The sequence below is a fragment of the uncultured Luteimonas sp. genome (genome assembly GCF_947492465.1).
Classification (GTDB): Bacteria; Pseudomonadota; Gammaproteobacteria; order Xanthomonadales; family Xanthomonadaceae; genus Luteimonas.
In genome coordinates, this window is the sequence record NZ_CANLNF010000006.1 from 1 (window position 1) to 18,146 (window position 18,146).

16 protein-coding genes are annotated in these 18,146 nt (G+C 65.8%); 5 read left to right on the top strand and 11 right to left on the bottom strand.

Features of this window, described 5'->3' with window-relative positions:
* A partial coding sequence (locus Q0863_RS13375; RefSeq protein ID WP_298579100.1) for a transposase zinc-binding domain-containing protein occupies positions 1–224 on the bottom strand: 224 nt, incomplete at its 3' end.
* On the opposite strand from Q0863_RS13375, the gene Q0863_RS13380 reads away from it, so the two are divergent.
* Together Q0863_RS13380 and Q0863_RS13385 are read left to right on the top strand one after the other, a co-directional pair.
* A complete protein-coding gene (locus Q0863_RS13380) occupies positions 217–525 on the top strand; it encodes a PilZ domain-containing protein (RefSeq protein WP_019185708.1) in 309 nt (102 codons plus the stop codon). The genes Q0863_RS13375 and Q0863_RS13380 overlap by 8 nt on opposite strands.
* An 86-nt stretch (positions 526–611) precedes the next feature.
* Positions 612–2,435: an SLC13 family permease gene (locus Q0863_RS13385; RefSeq protein WP_019185707.1), complete on the top strand. Its 1,824-nt coding sequence runs from the start codon at positions 612–614 to the stop codon at positions 2,433–2,435.
* Between the two features lie 49 nt (positions 2,436–2,484).
* Here the strand turns inward: Q0863_RS13385 and Q0863_RS13390 are convergent, their stop codons facing one another.
* From Q0863_RS13390 to ssb, 6 genes are all read right to left on the bottom strand, one after another.
* The gene (locus Q0863_RS13390; RefSeq protein ID WP_157267241.1) at positions 2,485–3,129 is read right to left on the bottom strand and encodes an IS1595 family transposase; all 645 of its coding nucleotides are present in this window, start codon (positions 3,127–3,129) and stop codon (positions 2,485–2,487) included.
* Positions 3,130–3,413: 284 nt separating this feature from the next.
* Complete coding sequence (locus Q0863_RS13395; protein WP_080114903.1) at positions 3,414–3,848, bottom strand: hypothetical protein; 435 nt, start codon at positions 3,846–3,848, stop codon at positions 3,414–3,416.
* Positions 3,849–3,852: 4 nt separating this feature from the next.
* Complete coding sequence (locus tag Q0863_RS13400; protein ID WP_026070176.1) at positions 3,853–5,886, bottom strand: hypothetical protein; 2,034 nt, start codon at positions 5,884–5,886, stop codon at positions 3,853–3,855.
* Positions 5,879–7,468, bottom strand: a complete 1,590-nt coding sequence (locus tag Q0863_RS13405; protein WP_237740350.1) for a site-specific integrase — start codon at positions 7,466–7,468, stop codon at positions 5,879–5,881. Before Q0863_RS13405 ends, Q0863_RS13400 begins: the two co-directional genes overlap by 8 nt.
* Positions 7,452–8,765 carry a site-specific integrase gene (locus Q0863_RS13410; protein WP_019185703.1) on the bottom strand — a complete coding sequence of 438 codons (1,314 nt, stop codon included), beginning with the start codon at positions 8,763–8,765 and terminating at the stop codon, positions 7,452–7,454. Before Q0863_RS13410 ends, Q0863_RS13405 begins: the two co-directional genes overlap by 17 nt.
* Positions 8,766–8,903: 138 nt before the next feature.
* A complete protein-coding gene (gene ssb, locus Q0863_RS13415) occupies positions 8,904–9,386 on the bottom strand; it encodes a single-stranded DNA-binding protein (protein ID WP_298579131.1) in 483 nt (160 codons plus the stop codon).
* A gap of 202 nt (positions 9,387–9,588) precedes the next feature.
* Between ssb and Q0863_RS13420 the strand changes: the two genes are divergently transcribed.
* Positions 9,589–10,587 (top strand): polyprenyl synthetase family protein, encoded by a 999-nt coding sequence (locus Q0863_RS13420; protein ID WP_298579133.1) that lies wholly within the window; start codon positions 9,589–9,591, stop codon positions 10,585–10,587.
* Positions 10,587–10,862 (top strand): helix-hairpin-helix domain-containing protein, encoded by a 276-nt coding sequence (locus tag Q0863_RS13425; protein ID WP_298579135.1) that lies wholly within the window; start codon positions 10,587–10,589, stop codon positions 10,860–10,862. Before Q0863_RS13420 ends, Q0863_RS13425 begins: the two co-directional genes overlap by 1 nt.
* Here Q0863_RS13425 and Q0863_RS13430 read toward each other — a convergent pair.
* The 4 genes from Q0863_RS13430 to Q0863_RS13445 all read right to left on the bottom strand — a co-directional run bounded on the left by Q0863_RS13430 (position 10,814) and on the right by Q0863_RS13445 (position 17,117).
* Positions 10,814–11,620 carry a dienelactone hydrolase family protein gene (locus Q0863_RS13430; protein ID WP_298579137.1) on the bottom strand — a complete coding sequence of 269 codons (807 nt, stop codon included), beginning with the start codon at positions 11,618–11,620 and terminating at the stop codon, positions 10,814–10,816. The two genes, Q0863_RS13425 and Q0863_RS13430, sit on opposite strands and share 49 nt — an antisense overlap.
* A gap of 112 nt (positions 11,621–11,732) precedes the next feature.
* Positions 11,733–13,142, bottom strand: a complete 1,410-nt coding sequence (murD, locus tag Q0863_RS13435) for a UDP-N-acetylmuramoyl-L-alanine--D-glutamate ligase (RefSeq protein WP_298579771.1) — start codon at positions 13,140–13,142, stop codon at positions 11,733–11,735.
* Between the two features lies 1 nt (position 13,143).
* The gene (gene murL / locus Q0863_RS13440) at positions 13,144–14,526 is read right to left on the bottom strand and encodes a UDP-N-acetyl-alpha-D-muramoyl-L-alanyl-L-glutamate epimerase (protein ID WP_298579138.1); all 1,383 of its coding nucleotides are present in this window, start codon (positions 14,524–14,526) and stop codon (positions 13,144–13,146) included.
* Positions 14,523–17,117, bottom strand: coding sequence for a bifunctional aspartate kinase/diaminopimelate decarboxylase (locus tag Q0863_RS13445; RefSeq protein WP_298579140.1), 2,595 nt, complete (start codon positions 17,115–17,117; stop codon positions 14,523–14,525). Before Q0863_RS13445 ends, murL begins: the two co-directional genes overlap by 4 nt.
* Positions 17,118–17,207: 90 nt before the next feature.
* Between Q0863_RS13445 and Q0863_RS13450 the strand changes: the two genes are divergently transcribed.
* Positions 17,208–18,092, top strand: coding sequence for a PhzF family phenazine biosynthesis protein (locus Q0863_RS13450; protein WP_298579142.1), 885 nt, complete (start codon positions 17,208–17,210; stop codon positions 18,090–18,092).
* Positions 18,093–18,146 lie beyond the last annotated feature (54 nt).

The following is an 18,146-nucleotide window of genomic DNA, read 5'->3' on the forward strand; positions in this document are numbered from 1 at the left end:
CTCGGGCACAGCCCGCGCTTCTTGCAGGAATACGCCACCAGCCTCTCGGCACGACAGTGCTCGCAGACCACGCGCAGGAAGCCGTGCTCGAGCACGCCGCAGCGCAGGTAGGTCTCGAACTCCTCGCGCACATACTCGGGCAGCGGGCGGTCTTCTACCTCACGGCGCGCGAGAAAGTCCGGCCAATGCGCCTGCAGCAGGTCTGGAAGCAGGAGGTTGGGCAAGATTTCTCGCCTTGCCGAGCGGCGGCCGCTGAATGCGACTGTGCAGTTCCGCAAGGGGAACGTCCGCACCAATGTCCAGATCCTCGACATTTCCACGCATGGCGTGCGTATTGCCGCGATCCAGGCGCTCCGTATCGGGGACACCTGCTGGATAAGGTTGCCGCAGCTGGAGCCCCAGCAGGCGAAGGTCGTGTGGGTGGATGAATTCGTGGTCGGCTGCCAGTTCGCCCGGCCGCTGCATCCTTCCGTATTGGATAATATCCTGCGCCTGCGGCAGCCCGCCAGCCGGAAACCGGAGTAGGCAAGTCACCCCCGAACAGGCGGCCGCCGGACCTCTTTGCGGCGCGCGGATTCCCCTGACTGCAAAAAATGCACTAGGCTGGGACGATGTCCGACCTGGCCCTTGTCCTCGCCCTGCTGATTTCCGCCATTGTCATGTTCGCGATCGGCCGTCCGCGAATGGATGCCGTTGCGTTGATGATGATCGTGGCGCTGCCGCTTTCCGGGGTCATCACCGTCGAGCAGGCATTCGCCGGCTTCGCGGATCCCAACATCATCCTCATCGCCGCGCTTTTCGTTGTGGGCGAGGCGCTGGTCCGGACGGGCGTGGCGCAGATGCTGGGGGACTGGCTTGTCAGCAAGGCCGGCCGCAGCGAGGCCCGGCTGATCGTGCTGCTGATGATCGTCGTGGCGGGCATCGGCTCGTTCATGAGCTCGACCGGCGTGGTCGCCATTTTCATCCCCATAGTCCTGCGGATCGCGCGCAACGCCCGCATTCCCGCCAGCCGGCTGATGATGCCGCTGTCGGTCGCGGCATTGCTCAGCGGCATGATGACACTGGTCGCCACGGCGCCCAATCTCGTGGTCCATGCCGAGCTCGAGCGGCATGGCTATGAGGGATTCAGCTTCTTCGCCTTCACGCCTTTCGGCCTTCCGCTGCTTGTCCTGGCCATCATCTATATGCTCGCCGCGCGCCGTTTCCTCGCCGGCGTGCCGGAAGCGGAGCAGGGGCCGGAACGCCCCACCCTTCGCGATTTCATAGAGAAATACGGACTGGAGGGCCGCGAATACCGCTTTGCGGTGGATCCCTATTCTTCCCTGATCGGACGGCCGCTCGCCACGCTCGACCTGCGCGGCAGCGCCGGGATCAATATCATCGCCATCGAGCGTGAGAGGCGCTTTTCCCGCCAGCTTCTGCGCCCGCACGCCCACAGCCAGCTGGAGGCCGGGGACATATTGATGATCGATGCGTGCGGGCGCGATCTCGATATCGGGAAAGTGGCTCGCAGCTTCAGGCTGCACCCGATGGAACTGGCCGCCAATTATTTCGGGGATCGCAGTCAGGAGATCGGCATGGCCGAAGTGCTGCTTTCTCCGGATTCGAGGCTGGTGGGCAAAACCGTGGCGGAGGCCGATGTCCGATCGCTTCACGATGTGACGGTCGTCGGGGTCAGGCGCGAACGCAAGGCGCTGGAAGAGCCGGTGACGGAAGTGAGGTTCCGCGCCGGGGATATACTCCTTGTCATCGGCCCCTGGCGCGCGATAGAGCGTCTGCCGCGCTCGCCGGACCGGCTGATCCTGCTGAACCTGCCTGTCGAGAGCGACGATGTAGCGCCCGTCCGGTCGCGCGCGCCATTTGCGGTGGCGATCCTGCTCCTGACGGTCTTCATGATGGCCAGCGGCATCGTGCCCAATGTTCTGGCGGCGCTGATCGGCTGCCTGCTTTTCGGCCTTGCCGGCTGCGTCGGCATGAACGGCGCCTACCGTTCGATCCATTGGCAGACGCTGGTTCTGATCGTCGGCATGCTGCCCTTCTCGATTGCGCTGCAGGAAGTGGGCGGGATCGATCTGGCGGCCGATTGGCTGTTATCGACGGTAGGGTCCGGTTCTCCGCGTGCCGTGTTGGCTGTTCTGTTCTTCGTCACCGCCCTTCTGGGCATGTTCATCTCCAACACCGCGACCGCCGTGCTGATGGCGCCGGTCGCGCTTGCCCTTGCGGCGGGGCTGGAGGCTTCGCCCTATCCCTTCGCCATGACCGTGGCGCTTGCCGCGTCGACGGCCTTCATGACTCCCGTTTCATCGCCGGTGAACATGCTGGTCGTGGGGCCGGGAAACTATCGCTTCGTCGATTTCGTGAAGATCGGCGTGCCGCTGGCGATGATCGCCCTGGTGGTGACGGTCCTTCTCGTGCCGGTTCTGCTGCCGCTATGATGCGGCAATGCCTTGGAGTCTGGATTCAACGTGGCTTTTTTGTTCCTGATTACCCGGCTATCGCATCCACGGTTGCCATCCGATAGGGCAGCGGCGGCGTACGGAGCAGCACGTAGGTCAATCGTGCAACCAGCCGATGCAGTTCGAACCGTCGGTTGAACCGATAGCAGAACTCGCCCAGGTAGCGTTGGGCGTACTTGCGCCGGGGTCCATGGTAGGTGCCGCGCAGAGCGGTCTTCACGTTGCCCAGCATGACGTTGACCCAGCGCAGTGCCGGATGGTCGCACTTGTGCCCACCGCTGCCCGTCCGCAGCCGGCGATGGCTGGTGCCGGCCACCTCGCCCACCGCATTGAACCCTGCCAGGGCATCGGATACGACGACGGTATCGGGGGCCAGGTGGCGCGTGGCCCAGGCGCCGATCTCATCGGCGCTGAATCCCTTGACGACATCCAGCCGCATCACTTCCGGATGGCCCTCCTCGGAGCACTGCACGGCGGCCACGAACGCCTGCTTCCCGTCGGCACCGCGGCCACGTGGCCCACCCCGGCGCTCGCCGCCGAAATAGGCATCGTCCAGTTGGACCCAGCCGGCCAACTGGCGCCTGCCTTCACGCTCGACCATGGCCTGCATCAGCTTGTGCTTGAGCAGCCAGGCCGCGTCGTAGCCGATCCCCAGCTCCCGCGACAGTGCCAGAGCCGATCGGCCCGTCTAGCCATCAACTCCGTACCAAATGAACTGTGCCGCAAGGTAGATATCACTCCTACGGCCAGCAACGAGAACGCCATTGCAGCGATAGCCGGCCAGTAAGCTTGAATCAGGTTCATCCATCGCATCCCACACTCCAGTGACCCGAAGCTACTCCACGTGAGTCTCAAAAACTGAGACAACAACGCTCAAGTGAGACATCCTCGCTCCCTGCTGCATCAAGATCTGCCAACTGTTCGACCGCTTGCCGATGCTCGATGCAATTCGAAAATCTACCTACTCTTCCCTTTCGCCCCATGTCCTGACCGATCAACCGCAGGCAGTGGTTTATCCAAATTCAAGCTATCCATCCGCACGTTGTTGGCGTACGCGTTGTATTGCCACCGCCGAAATTGATCAAGCAGCAACGTGTTGGTGGCTTCAAGCCGGCTCACCTGCGCCTCAAGATCCGCGATCCGCCGATTTGCAACTTCCATCGTGAAGTCTCTTGGCCGTTGATCCCTAACCTCTCTCAGCTCCTGCTGCCGACGCCGGTAGTGTTCCTTGATTGCAGGATAATTGAGCAACGCATGGCGGCTCACGGAATCGATGCCAAGCGCTTGGGCAACTCGATCGCAGTAAGCATCCCAGGTCAACTTGCCTTCCCATTGATCCAATACCCGCAGGATCTTGGGTAGGGTCGATTTCGTGACAATCTTCTTCGGCATGGCTTTATGCGAGTGCCAAGGGAATTACGCGAGGATGCAGAGCCAGAGCATCGGGCAGGACTACGCCTAGTTCAATCAGCGCTCGCCGCACTGGCGAAGGATCGTGACCATCTGGAATGCGCAAGACAGTGCCATCGGGCACGCCATCATGCTCCAACGTCATGCGCATCGCCTGCACATGTGCCAACTTCCATTTATGGTTGTCCACCCATCGGTCTGCGCCGAAGTCCCCAGCTTCGCGAGCCTCGAGGGCCCGATCAAGAAGCGCTTTGGTTTGCGCCTCCAGAAGCAGGATTCGATCCAATGTCACGTGATCCCCCTTGATGCATACATGCTCCTTGCAAGTCATGCATTCACGCTGTTTTTGGCAGGGACTCATCGCGTAATCGTGAACGCACATCCCGTAGAGCGTAGCTTTGGCGGTCCCCAGGCGATCTACCCCAAGCTCTTGATAAGTGACCGGTTGACGGCTCTGGAATCGTTCAAGTAGCGACTTATGTTCCACCTTGAGGATGTCTCGCACCTCTCTCATGCGCTCCTCTGGCGAACGATGATCGTAGTGCGCGTTGTCGGCAACACGGGCGCGGCCCGACCACTGAGCCAACGTCATCTCGTCCATACCGCCCCGCTGACTCAGGGTATTGAGCCAATGACGGGGCTGATGAGTCGTGAGCTTGATTGGACTTCCATCTGAGTTCCGATAGCCCTTCTTCTCGAAGAGCGAGAGATCCGAACTCCCGCCCAGGCGATCATTCACCATCGTTGATGTGGCGATTGCCCATGAGAACCGCTTGACTTCATGTTCGCGATGGAACTCGTTCACGCGGTGCAGGCAGAGGGCATCCCAGATCTTCACTGTCCTGCTGTCATCAATGAATGGCCAATCCGGCCCGGCGCACCCTTCAAAAACGTAGGCGGCCAGATCCTTGTAGGAGATGTCACCCCGATCAAGGAGCTTTTTCAACCGCTTGTCCCCAACCACCTGCGACCAAGTGGGCGTGCCGTCAGTACGGTACGTTTTTCTGTGAACCCGAAGCCCTAGAGCAGCTGCCACTTCATTCGGCATCAGCAGACGATCGGCGGCATCGCCCACCGTCACCACACAGCCCGGATGATCCATAAATCTTCCAGGGTGATCATGAGCGAAGCGGGCAGCCGCACGAGCGGGAGCGCCGATTTGGGTCAGCCGACGCACGGCTTCGATGACAACATCCTGCATCACCGAAGGCACCCACTTCTTCGTGGCTCCCTTGCCCTTCGCTGCCCGCCATCGCAGGCACATTTGCGGCGCTCCATATTCGTCGGTATCCCACTGAATGCAGTCAACTGGAAGCGCGAGCACCTCAGAAATTCGCGACGGTGCAACCATCAAAAGCGTGGCGATAGAGGAAAAATATTGAGTCTCGACATCATCGGCGGCTGCAAACATTTCAGCCAAAGCGAACATTGCCTCGTTGGACGGCAGCTTCGCTGCACGGTGTGCTTTCCCCGCGCCTCCGATGTCTTCGGTCAGTATCTTCGGCTTCGGGAACGGCGACTTCCACTGCTGCAAGGAAGGGACAATCTTTTTCTCCCGAAGGAATTCGAAAATGCGAGCCATCTGACGCCCCGTCTGACATCTCTCGTCGTCGCTCTTGTAGAACTCCCGGCACTTGGCAGCCGCCACGTCCATCACAGCCCCGTTCAATCCGCTGACGTCGGCACCTCCGCGGGACTCAAGAAGAGCCGCTTCGATGCAACGCAATGCTCGAACCGGATAGTCAATGCTCTTAACGGGCTTGTGACTGTACGTATAACGAACGTATGCCTTGGCGAATTGGATGAACGGCTCTGCCATCGGGGTGAAACGATGGCTCGTTAATTCCTTCGTCTTCGTGGCAAAGACAACTGATGTCTTTCCCAGCCTCCACTTGTGATCTTCCCAGCCGTCTCGCCCACCGAATGCTGTTAGATCTTCACGCGCAAGCCGTATGAACTCGGCCAAATTTTCGCTGGCGAACCGCGCATCGCGCGGAACAAACAGGACGACATCAGACATCTGACACCTCAGCGAGGCATGATGCGCCCGACAGTTCTCGACGCATGGCCGCGCACTTCGAGACGCAGTCCTCCACAGCAAGTATCAGGAGATCATTGGCGTTGACCACCACCTCCGCACATCCAGCCTCCTTCACCCTGAGTTTCTCGGCGTAGAGATCCTCGAGCACTTCCGAATGTGGAGCGTCGAGCCAGGGCTGGAAGTGCACGCATGTATAGCAAGCGCGATATCCACTGGCGCAGAAGCCAAAGTTTCCGCATGTCCCCACGGCGTTCTGCCGATCATTCGACACACGACTGGTAGGGTCGTCGCCGCGTATCGCGTCACGTTCGCTGCGAACCAGCGTTCCTAGACAAGCTTGTGCAAATGGCGCAAGGGCGGGGCCCACTATCCGGTCGATGAACACCGCCTCTTGGGCCGTATTCTCGGTATAGACCTTGACCTGCTGGATGTCGGATTGGTCCAACAACTCTGCGATCACGTATGCCCCGAATCCTTCCCTCCGAAGTTTCGTACCTCGTGTGTAGCGGAATCTCGTGGCTGTGAGACGGAGATATTCGCCAGTCCGCTCCGAGCGCGCTGTGCACGCTTGTGCGACGCGCTGCAGCGCCTGGCTAAATGATGTCGTCGTCGCGTGCAGAAGATCAGGCGTACTTCCGAGAAGCAACTCTTTAAGCGCGAAACCATCGGTGTTGCGGCGAAGTGTGTACGCCTTGGATGCATTGATGAAGATCGGAATTTCATCCCGCAGCGATGCGTGCAACGTATATCCCACTCGACTCTCGACAAGTTTGACTGAGCCCCTGTGCTGTTGCTGCAACACAACGCCAAGATCGTTCGGGATTGGAAGTGAACGAAACTCACCGCGGAAGGAGCCACCTCGCTGCTTGGAGCGTGGAACATTTAGCGTATAGAAGCTATCGCCTGCCTTCGGCAAAGCCAGATCCTTGCCTCTGAGCGCAGCGATCTGGATGGGTCGCCGAGCAGTCATTGCCAGCATCAACAGATAGGCGTAATCCTCGAAATCAATCGTTTTCTGGACCACCGCGAGATTCGCCCAATCCAATAGGGACTGCAGCTCAATATCCGTGAAAGGTCCCGTTTCTGGGCAGCCGTTTGCCACAGCTGCGCCTTTTTCATTGCCGGTGATACGCCAACCTTCAAGAAGTTCAACCACATCCTTGGAGATCCCAGCGAACCCATAGTCATGCCATGCCAGCAAGAACCCCTTGAGCCCCCCCAGATTCCACTCCCCATCCAATCCGAGTGAGGCTCTCCAGTTCATGAGCGAAGCCGGAGACACTTCAGCAGACCCCGTTTCACGAATGAACCGCTTCATGCGCTCAGCCATGTTGTAGGTATGCGAGGCGGATTGCTCCTCTGCGTAGCGCTGAAGGGTGAGGCGGGCACCCTGCCTACAATCCGGCTCAAGGTCATCTATGACACCAAGCGAGATTTGAACATCCTTATTTAGCTTCCACTGCATGTCGTTCGGATCGAATGAATAGCCATCCTTCGATATAGCCATACGCGGCGAAGCAGTCTCTGGTACGGCTGCATCCGCCTTAGCGCTTGCCTTCATCACCCACCTTCTTATCGTTATTGCGAGCAAGTGCGCTGCCCAGCAGTCGCATGGCCTTGTCGGCCTGTTCACGGATATGACGCTCGTTATAGACCTTGCCCGACTCCTTGTTGCGATGTCCATTGAGGTGTGCACGAATGTCCTGCTCGCGACCCTCCCTAATGATCTGCTCGGCGTCATTGGAACGCGACGCTGCATTGTGTTGATCAATCGCTAGCGACAGCGCGTAATTCATGTGATGGCGCAGTGCGTGAGGATGTATGCCCGCCAGTTCTGGCGAGACCGCGCTGACTCGCTCGATGACTCGGTACAGGCCATTCTTCGACAGCGGCCTCCCAAAGGTCTTCCCGGCCTTGTGCGATACGAAAACGTAGGGATGTCGTCGCGCCCCAGGAATGCGTGCACGCACTTCAAGGATGTAGTGCTGGACCAGCTTTGCGAGCTCGTCCGAGATCGGCAGAATGCGCTCTTTCGTTTTGCTGGTCGGCTGATAAGCGCGAGGATCGTGCACGTCATCGTGATTGCGTCGAACGCTGACGCTTGGCTCGTGCCCAAGATGAAACTGCTCCACCCAAAGGCTGAGCAGTTCGCCCGTTCGCATGCCGGTGACTCGATACAACTCGATGATGATCGCATTCCGCAGCTGGATCGTCGGATCGCTGAACGGGTTCTCGTCGCTCCCGATGGCGATGACTTCCCGCAGCCGCTTGACCACCCCTGGATCAGGCGACTTCTCGACCGGCGTCTGAATGAGTCCGTGCTTGGACCCTCGTGGGCGGTGCTTTCGAATGCGCTTGCCCATCTCAGCCAAATCGTGCGCAAACTCCGCAGAGTTGCGATGCTGGATGATGACGCCGCCGAGGAACTCCAGGTAGTCCGCGATCGTCGTCATGCGGTTGTAGGCCACTCGCTGGGTCACCGAGGGACGCGCCACCGTCGGGCCTACCCGTGCATCAGAAAAGGCCACCACGTTGCCCGAGCGCACTTCGGTGTCTTCTCTAGCGCCCACATATCGCATGTCCAGCTTCGCGAGATCGCGCAGCGACACGATGTCTGGCAACGAAAGGAACGTCCCACCCGTGAACTCGTCAACGAGGTTGCGTCCTTCCTGCATCTCCCATCGAAGGAGCACCTGGATGTGCGTGAGAGCGTTTCGAATCGTATTGACGGCCGCTCCGGCGTTGCGCAACTGCGCCGTCGCAAAGAGCGTCGGGTAGAACAGAGGAAGCCCCTGATCGTCCAGCAGAAGTGGCACGCGCTCACCTTGATTCATCACGCGCATCGCAAGCGAGGACATAAGGTCTTTTTCTACATTTACTACATATGAATGACTATACCATTTTACTTTACAAAAGTAGTGAGCAAAAAATAGAAAAGCCCCTTAGTAGAAGGGGCTTCCTGGATCCATTAGCTACAAAGCGTGAGGATAGGTGTCCTAGAACGGAATGTCGTCGTCGGAGAAGTCGTCCACCGGCGGAGCCTGGCGCGACGGCGCCGACTGCTGGCGCGGGGCGGATTCCTGGCGCTGCGGACGCGGGCTGCGTTCGTAGGAGCCACCGCCACCGCCACCGCCACCGCCTTCACCACGGCCGCCGAGCATCTGCATCTCGTCGGCGATGATGTCGGTGTAGTAGCGCTTCTGGCCGTCGTCGCCGGTGTGTTCGCTGTAGCTGATCCGGCCCTCGACATAGACCTGCGAGCCCTTGCGCAGGTACTCGGCCGCGATCTCGCCGAGCTTGCCGAAGAAGGTCACCCGGTGCCACTCGGTCTTTTCCTGGTTGTTGCCGTCCCGGTCCTTGCGCACCGAGGTGGTGGCCAGGCTGATCTTGGTGACGGCCATGCCGCCCTGGGTGTACCGGGTTTCGGGGTCGTTGCCGAGATTGCCGACAAGAATCGCCTTGTTGATGCCGCGGGCCATGGTGTTCCTCAGGTGTCGCCGGCGTGCCCGGCGAAGGGCATTGGATTATAGCCCGCCCACCCGCGGCGTCGGGCCGGGACGCGCCGGCGGGTAGGACTACGCCGCGCCACGGCCGTGGCGGCGGGATTTCCCGTGGAACCGGGGCGGGGATGAAGGCGGAAGGGGTTCGTATAATCGCCGGTCCTTTCTCCCCGGATCGTCCATGGACGCCCCTGCCCCCGCCGCGCCCACGCCCGACCTGCCCGCGATCCAGGCGCTCGCGGCCGCCGACATGGCCGCCATCGATGCCCTGATCCGCCGCCGGCTGGCCTCGGACGTGGTCCTGATCAACCAGATCGCCGAACACATCGTGTCGGCCGGTGGCAAGCGCCTGCGGCCGATGCTGGTGGCGCTCGCCGGGCGCGCAACCGGCCCTGTCCACGCACAGCACCACCAGCTCGCGGCGATCGTCGAGTTCATCCACACCTCGACCCTGCTGCACGACGACGTGGTCGACGAATCGGACCTGCGCCGCGGCCGCAGCACCGCCAACGCGCTGTGGGGCAACGCGCCGAGCGTGCTGGTGGGCGATTTCCTGTACTCGCGCAGCTTCCAGCTGATGGTCGAACTCGACGACATGGCGGTGATGCGGCTGCTGGCCGACACCACCAACCGCATCGCCGAGGGCGAGGTGCTGCAGCTGCTGCACGTGCGCAACCCCGATACCGACGAGGCCGCCTACCTGGGCGTGATCGAGCGCAAGACCGCGGTGCTGTTCGCCGCGGGCACGCGGCTCGGCGCGCTGGCCTCGGGCGCCGACGAGGACACCCAGCAGGCCCTGTACGACTACGGCATGCAGCTGGGCTACGCGTTCCAGATCGCCGACGACGTGCTCGACTACAGTGGCGATGCGCAGGCGCTGGGCAAGAACCTCGGCGACGACCTGGCCGAGGGCAAGGCCACCCTGCCGCTGATCCACGCGATGGCGCAGGCCGACGACGCCACCCGCGCCCGCCTGCGCGCCATCGTCGAACAGGGCGATACCGGGGCCATGCCCGAGGTGCTGGCGGCGATCCAGCGCGCCGGCAGCCTCGACTACAGCCGCGCCCGCGCCCGCGAGTACGCGGCGAAGGCCGAAGCGGCATTGGCGCCGCTCCCCGACAACGACGCCGTCGCCGCCCTGCGCGGCCTTGCGCGGCACGCCGTGGAGCGCGGGAACTGATGGGATTCAGCCCGGCGGAGCGCGTGGCGCTGCTGGTCGCCACAGGGGTCGGGCCGACCGTGATCGCCCGCCTGGAGCAGCTGGGTTACGGCTCCTTCGAGGCGCTGGCCAGGGCCTCGCCCGTCACCGTCGTCGACGAAGCCGCCGCCATGCTCGGCGCCAGTTGCTGGAAGAACAGCCCGCAGGCGCGCACCGCCATCGCGAACGCGATAGCGGTGGCGCAGGCTCAGTCCGCGCCGAACACCTCGTCGAAGAAGCCGTCCATCATCCGGTAACCACGCTTCGCCGCACGTTCGTCGTAGCGGCAGTTGCTGGCCGGGTCGCTGCCTGCGGAAGGCTCGGCGAAGCAGTGCACCGCACCACTGAAGTCGACGAACTGCCAGTCCGCCCCGGCCGCGTCCATTTCCTCCTCGAACGCCTTGACCTGGGCATCGTCCACCGCCTTGTCGTCGGCGCCGTTGAGCACCAGCACCGGCGCGGCGATGCGCTCGGCCGTCTTCGACTGCGCGCCCGGCGCCAGCCCGCCGTGCAGGCTGACCACGCCGGCCACGTCTGCGCCGCTGCGGGCCAGCTCCAGCACCGCGGAGCCGCCGAAGCAGAAGCCGAACGCACCGATCCGCTCCGCATCCAGCGGCGCCCTGCCGGCCTGCGCCTTGAGCGTCTCCAGCGCCGCGTGCATGCGCGCGCGCAGCGGACCACGATCCTCGCCACGCAGCGAGCCGGCGAGCTTGCCCGCCTCGCCGCTGTCGCGAGGCTGCCGACCCTTGCCGTAGACGTCGGCCACCAGCACCACGTAGTCGTCGCCGGCGATCGCCCTGGCGCGCTCGAGCGCATCGTCGGTCACGCCCATCCAGTTGGGCACCATCACCAGCCCCGGGCGGCGGTCGTCCCCGCTGTCGTCATAGACCAGCCAGCCGCTGAAGCCGTCCTCGCCCACCTTCCATTCCAGCGGTTCGGCTTTCATGCCGGCGACGGCCGGGCCTACGGACATCGCCGCGACGAGCAGGGCGGACAGGAACAGGGAGCGTTGCATGGCGGACTCCGTTCGGCTGGGGAAGCCGGAAGCCTAGCGCAGGACGGCGTAGGGCGCTGGACGGTCCCCGCAGCGGTGGCATGGCGGCGACGCCCACCGCCTGCACATCGCGTCAGGCGATCCCCATCCCCGGAATCGATGCGATCGCGGCGGGATCGAAGCCCGCCAGCTCGGCGAAATGGCGCCCGCGTTCGGCATAGTCGCGATAGGCGCCGAAGCTCGGTGCGCCGGGCGAGAGCAGGACCACGCCTTCGCCCGCCAGCGCCGCCTTCGCCTCGGTGATCGCCCCGGCGAGGTCGGGTGCCTGCCGCAGCGCGAAGCCGGCAGCCGGTGCCACGCTGGCCAGCAGGGCGTGGATGCGCGGCCCGTTCTGCCCCGTCGTCACGATCGCCGCGGGCGGCTGCGCGCCCACCCGCTCGGCGAACGCGGTCCAGTCCAGACCGCGATCATGGCCACCGACCAGGATCGCGACGCGCTGCCCGCGGTAGACCTCGAGTGCAGCCAGGCTGGCGTGCGGGGTGGTGCTGATCGAGTCGTTGACGAAGGTCATGCCCGCGCGGGTTCCCAGGCGCTGCAGCCGGTGCGGCAGCGGCTGGAAGCTGGCTGCATGCGGCGCCAGCGCCACCGCATCCAGGCCCAGCGCCTCGATCGCCGCCAGCACGCCGCACAGGTTGCCGCGGTTGTGCCGCCCCGGCAGCGGCAGGCCACGGGTGTCGAACACCGCCTCGTCGCCGCGCCACAGCACGTCGCCGCGCAGGTGCCAGCCTTCCGGCTGGTTGAACCAGCGCACGTCGCTGCCCGGCAGGTCCAGCGCCGCCAGGCGCGCGTCGCCGGCGTTGAGCACCGCGATCCGCGGCCTGGCCTGGGTCACCAGCGACAGCTTGTCCTCGACATAGCGCGCCTCGCTGCCGTGCCAGTCCAGGTGCTCGGGGAACAGGTTGGTGACGATCGCGACGTCCGGGCGCACGCCGCTGCGGGCGACGTCCCGGGTCTGGTAGCTCGACAGTTCCGCCACCCAGTATCCGGCCTGCGCATCGAGCAGTTCGAGCAGCGGCTGGCCGATATTCCCGGTCAGCGCGGTGCGGTGGCCGCCGGCCCGCAGCAGGTGCGCCAGCAGGGCGGACGTGGTGCTCTTGCCCTTGGTGCCGGTGACGCAGATCGTGCGCGCATCCTTGCGCTCGGCGAACCACAGCGAGGTGCCGCCGATGAAGCGCGTGCCCTGCGCGGCCGCCGCCAGCGCCTCGGGCCGGTAGGGACTGATGCCGGGCGACTTGATCACCACGTCGAAAGCCGACAGCCGTCCGGCCGTCGCGTCGGTCTCCACCGCCAGCGCGGCATCCCCGAGCGCGCGCGCCTCGACCGCCTCGTCTTCGCTGCAGAACAGGGTCAACTGCGGCGGGAAGCCGTTGCCGCCTGCAGATGTCGGCAGCCCGGCCTCGCGCGCGCGCAACGCGCGCCACGCGGCGCGGCCCTCGCGCCCCCAGCCCCACAGCGCGACGCGCAGCCCGCGCAGCGAGGCGATGTCAGTCGGCGAATCGCGCACGCAGGCGCTCCCACAGCGGCGCCGGAATGCCGTGTTCGTCGTCGGGCACCAGCAGCGCTTCGATGCCCGCCTCGCCGGAGCCGAGCTGCGGCGCGATCTCGCGCGCGAAGCGCGCCACGATCGCGTCCTCGCGCCATTCCGGGCGCGTCGCCAGCGCCGCCATCGCCGCGCGCGATTCGCGGCCCTCGCCCACGCACTCGAACGGCTTGTGGTCGCGATACTCGAGCAGCGCGTCGTAGCCGGGCACCTGCGCCGGATCGTCGAGCAGGTTGCGGCCGAAGATGCCGACCAGGCGCGGCTTGGGCATGAACGGCGCCAGCGCCAGGAACACGAAATGACACTTCGGGCAGACCCCGCACCAGCGGTTGACCGGGCGCTCGCCGAGCAGGTGGAAGTTGCGGTTGCAGCTGGAGAAGTGCGCGTCGTACTGGTCGATGCGCGCGAACTGGCGGGCCACGGCGAGTTCGCTCAGCGGACGCAGCAGCGAGTAGTAGCGCAGGTCCGTGGCCACGTGCGAGCGCAGGTGCGCGGCCAGCGCGCGTTCGAAGGCCCAGCCCTTCGACCACTGGTGGTTCACCTCGCCGGTGCCCTCGATCAGGCTGCCGTAGCTGGCCGACCGCTCGTTGGAGAACACCACCTGGTCCACGCCCAGCACCACGGCGGCGAAGGCCATGATGGCCGAGTTCACCGCGGTCACCGGGATGTGCCCGTTCCAGGCGCCGAGCCGGTTGTACTCGAACAGTTCCGGCGCCAGCTGGCGGCCGAGGTTGAGCGTCGGCAGGCCGGTGCGTTCGGCGCAGGCCCGGATCAGCTGCGAACCGCCGATCCAGGTGACCGTCTGCGCCACGCCAAGCGCGCGCAGCGCCTCGATGCTGACCAGCGAGTCCTTGCCGCCGCCGATCGCCACCAGCGCATGCGGCCGCAGGCCCGCTGCCGGCGCCCCGCCGTCGCGATCGGCGCCCACCGGCCCTTCCCCTGCGGAAGCCGGGAACCGCACCCGTTCGCGCAGGTCCAGTCCGTTGCGGTAGGCGAATTCGCCCAGGCCGTGCAGGTAGACCTCGTCCATCAGCGCGGCGGTCGCGGCATCGATCGCATCTCCGTCGATCCGGATCTGCGCCGGCACCGCGGCCTTGTAGTAGCTCACGCCGGCGACCAGGTGCAGCAGCTGCAGCGCGCGATCGGCCGCGGCAGCCCGCACCGGGTCGAGCGCGAACGGCGCGCCGGGCACGGTCACCGTCTCGACCAGTTCCGGGCCCTCGTCGAACGCGTACACCAGTTGCGCGACGCCGCTGCCGGGATCGAAACCGCAGCGCACGAAACGGAACGCGCGGATCGCGTCGCGGTTGAACACCCACTGGCTCATTCGATGATGTCCTCGGCCGGCAGGGCGCGCAGGTTGTAGGTGCTGGCCATCGTGTAGCCATAGGCACCGGCATCGGACACCAGCATCACGTCGCCCGGCGTGGTCGCCGCCGGCAGCTTCACGCGATGGCCGAAGATGTCGCTGGATTCGCAGATCGGACCGACCACGTCGAAGTCCGCAGGCGGGGCGTCGTCCAGCCGCGACAGGTTCACGATGTCGTGCCAGGCGTCGTACAGCGCCGGCCGGATCAGCGCGTTCATGCCCGCGTCCATGCCGACGCGATGCACGCCGTCCTTCTCCACCACCTGGCTGCAGTGGGCCAGCAGCACGCCGGCCTCGGCCACCATGAAGCGCCCCGGCTCGATCGCCAGCGCGAACGCCGGGTGCAGCGCCTTGACCTCTGCCAGGCCCGCGCCCCAGTCGTCCAGGTCGAAGGGTTCGTCGTCGGCCGCGTACGGGATCGGCAGGCCGCCGCCGATGTCGAGCACCTCCACCGTGCCGATGCGGCGCGCGAAGCCGGCCATCTCGTCGACCATCTGCCGCCAGTGCTCGCGCGTCTCCACGCCGCTGCCCAGGTGCGCGTGCAGGCCGGTGATGCGCACCTCCAGGCCGCGCGCCAGCGCCGCGAACTCCTCCACCCGGCTGGCCGCCAGGCCGAACTTGGAGGCCTTGCCGCCGGTGGTCACCTTCTCGTGGTGGCCGTCGCCGTGGCCCAGGTCGATGCGCAGCCACAGGCTGCGACCGCGGAACACCTCCGGCCAGCGCTGCAGCAGCTCGCAGTTGTCGACGGTCACGGTGACGCCGCGCGCGAAGGCTTCGCGGTATTCGTCCACCGGCGCGAAGCTCGGCGTGAACAGCACCCGGCCGGCGTCGAAGCCCGGCACGCTGTCGAACACGTGCCGCACCTCGCCCATCGACACGCATTCCAGGCCGAAGCCCTCCGCTGCGATCGCGCGCAGGATCGCCGGATGCGAGTTGGCCTTGATCGCGTAGTAGCGGCGGTCGACCGCGGCCACCGCCAGCAGCTGCCGCGCGCGTTCGCGCACCGTGGGCAGGTGGTAGACGTAGCGCGGCGTGCCGGATTGCGCCAGCGCCAGCAGCCGTTTGCGCGCCCCGCGCCACCATGGCTGCGGCCGTGGGCGGGTGGTGCCGAGGATGTCCTTCCAGCGCGGGCCGAACACGGCGGTCTCGTACACGGGCATGGCTCCCGAATCGATCAGTTCGCCGTGCAGGATCGGCAGCAGCCCATCGGCATCGGCCTCGTCGATGACGAAGGTGAGGTTGAGGTCGTTGGACGACTGCGAGATCAGGTGCACGCGCTCCCTGCCGAAGGTCGCCCACACGTCGGAGAGCTTGTGCAGCAGCGAGCGCATGCCCAGGCCGACCAGGGTGATCGCCGCGCAGGGCGCGATCACCTTGACCCGGCAGATCTGCGCCAGGTCCTCGGACAGGCGCGCGAGCACGTCGGTGCTGACCAGGTTCTCGCTGGGATCGAGCGAGACGGTGACGTTGGTCTCGGCCGAACCAATCAGGTCCACCGACAGGCCGTGGCGGCGGAAGCGCTCGAAGATGTCGGCCAGGAAGCCGACCGACTGCCACATGCCCACCGTCTCCATCGACACCAGCACGATGCCGTTGCGGCGGCTGATCGCCTTGACCCCGGGGATCGGCGCGGCATTGCCGTCGATGCGCGTGCCGGGCAGCTCCGGGCGCCCGGTATCGAGGATCGACATCGGCACCCCGCTGACGCGGCACGGGCCGAGCGAACGCGGGTGCAGGACCTTGGCGCCGGTGGTGGCGATTTCCTGCGCCTCGGCATAGTCCAGCCGCGTGAGCAGGCGCGCGTCCGGTACCTCGCGCGGATTGGCGGTGAACATGCCCGGCACGTCGGTCCAGATCTCCACCCCCTGCGCGCGCAGCAGGCCGCCGAACAGCGCCGCCGAGGTATCCGATCCGCCGCGCCCGAGCACGGCGGTGCCGCCGTCGCCATGGCGCGCGATGAAGCCCTGGGTCAGCAGCAGGCGCGCCGGCTGCGCGGCAAAGCGCGCGCGCCACTTGTCGTCGGCCTCGCGCCGGCACGACACCGACAGGCGCTTGCCCCAGTCGCTCTGGTTGGGCAGTTCGATCGCATCGAGCCAGTCGCGCGCGTCCAGCCAGCCGAAGTCCAGGCCCTGCGAGCGCAGGTAGGCCGCGCCGAGCGTGGACGACAGCAGCTCGCCCTGCGCCAGCACCTCGGCCTGCCAGTCGAGCGGGCGCGTGGCCGCGCGCGGATCGTCGAGCAGCCCGCGCAGCTGTCCAAGGCGTTCGCCGAGCACCGCGTCCGGATCGAGTTCAAGTTCCTGCACGAACGCCCGGTGGCGCTCGACCAGCGCCTCGACGCGCGTCGCCGCGTCGTCTGCGCCACCGGCGATCGCGGTCAGCTCGTTGGTTACACCCGAAAGCGCCGAGACGACGACCAGTACGCGACCTCCGCACTGTTCGGCGCGTTTGCGCGCGAGCTGCCCGATCGTGTCCCAGCGATGGCGTTGCGACACCGAAGTGCCGCCGAACTTGAGCACGACCCAGGGCGTGCCGGTCGAAGGAGATGGCATGGGGGCGAATGGATTCCGGTATAACGGGCGGCCCGTCCGCGCGCGCGGATGGAAGCGCGGATTCTACCCGGACCACAGGCCAGCCCCCACATGCCGCAACGCCGTTACCTGCAGCTCGACGTCTTCGCCGATCGCCCCGGCGCCGGCAATCCACTCGGCGTGGTGCTCGATGCCGAAGGACTCGACGACACGGCCATGCAGGCGATCGCGCGCTGGACGCGGCTGCCCGAGACCACCTTCGTGTTTCCGGCGCCCGACCCGGACGCCAGTTACGGCATCCGCATCTTCAGCCCGCGCCGCGAGGTGCCGTTCGCCGGGCATCCCAGCGTGGGCACGGCGCACGCCGTGCTGCAGGCCGGCCTGGCGGTGCCGCGCGACGGCCTGCTGGTGCAGGCCGGGATCGCCGGCCATCTTCCGCTGCGCGTGCAAGGCGACGGCGCGGCCCGCACGATCGCGGTACGCACGCCGCGGGCGCGGATCGCCGAAGTCGCCGATGCCGGGCATCCGCAGTTGCGCGAGGCGCTGGCGGGACTGGCGACGGGCGCGCTGCCGCCGGCGCTGGTCGACGGCGGCCGCCGCTGGTGGCTGGCCGAACTCGCCAGCGAAGCGCAGCTGCGGGGCGCCACGCCGGACTGGCCGGCGATCGAACGGCTGGCGCACGCCACCGACAGCATGGGGCTGTGCGCGTTCGCGCGCGCCGACAGCCCCGACTACGCGCTGGCGGTGCGCGCCTGGGTGGGTCAGACCGCCTGTTTCGAGGACGCGGCCTCGGGCGCGGCCAACGCCACCCTCGCCGCCTGGCTGGCCGCGCGCGACGCACTGCCCGGCCAGGATGGCCGCTACCGCATCAGCCAGGGCCGCGAAGTCGGCTTCGACGCGATCATTGAACTGCAGGTGGACGAGTCCGGCGACGTCTGGTCCGGCGGACACGTGCAGAGCGTCATCGACGGCCGGATCGACTGGCCCGCCAGGTAGGCCGGTCGCCGCACCGGCCCGGCCACTCCGGCCGGGCCGCCCGGATTCCGCTCC